Origin of the sequence: Okeania hirsuta (genome assembly GCF_003838195.1) — a bacterium.
GTDB lineage: Bacteria > Cyanobacteriota > Cyanobacteriia > Cyanobacteriales > Microcoleaceae > Okeania > Okeania hirsuta.
This window is the reverse complement of record NZ_RCBY01000670.1, coordinates 1-680: the sequence shown is the minus strand read 5'-3', so window position 1 is coordinate 680 and position 680 is coordinate 1. Positions and strand designations below refer to the sequence as shown.

The window sequence follows — 680 nt, the reverse complement described above, 5'->3', positions numbered from 1 at the left end:
AGGAGCGGTAAACTATGGCATCTTTGTCAGCAAATGCTCCCACACTGCGTTCTAGGAAACTTTGGGGAGTGAGAAATTGAGAGGAAATTTGATGGTTTGACATTATCAGAATTTAGAATTTATAATTTAGAGTTTATAATTTAGAATTAATTTTGAGCTTTAGTATTTTTAATGATTACATGAAGAATAGAAATTAATTCATTAGATTCATTTAATAAAGGAAGTAATCTTTGTTCTAGTTCTTTTTCTGTTGCAATTAATATTTTTAACCAGTAATTGGTCTGTCTAGCTTCTTTGAGAGAAATATTCATTTTATGGATAAAATCGACTTTACTTTCTGTGTTTTGTGCTTCCTCAATATTCGCGCCTATGCTTGTCCCAGAGCGTATTAATTGTTTACTCAAACCATACCCTGTCCCACCATTTTCTCTCAAAAACTTGCAAAGCTTTACTATTCTTATGCTAAAATCCAGAGTCCTATCTTGTATATCTTTTTTAACCATATTAGGTTCTATTTATTCTAAATCCTAACATATCTTGAAATTTTGCCATAGCCATATTAGGTCCTATTTATTCTAAATTCTAATAATTCTAAATTCTAAATTATCAAAAAATTCTAAATTCTAGTGAATCCTTTTTTCATAACCAACCCACTCTTTCTCTCGCAACAAATATTTCTG

Annotated in this window: 1 protein-coding gene; it reads right to left on the bottom strand. The window is 30.0% G+C overall.

Annotated features, from left to right (window positions below):
• Nucleotides 1-146: 146 nt before the first annotated feature.
• Nucleotides 147-503: a four helix bundle protein gene (locus tag D5R40_RS33590; RefSeq protein WP_124146831.1), complete on the bottom strand. Its 357-nt coding sequence runs from the start codon at nt 501-503 to the stop codon at nt 147-149.
• Between the last annotated feature and the right edge of the window lie 177 nt (nt 504-680).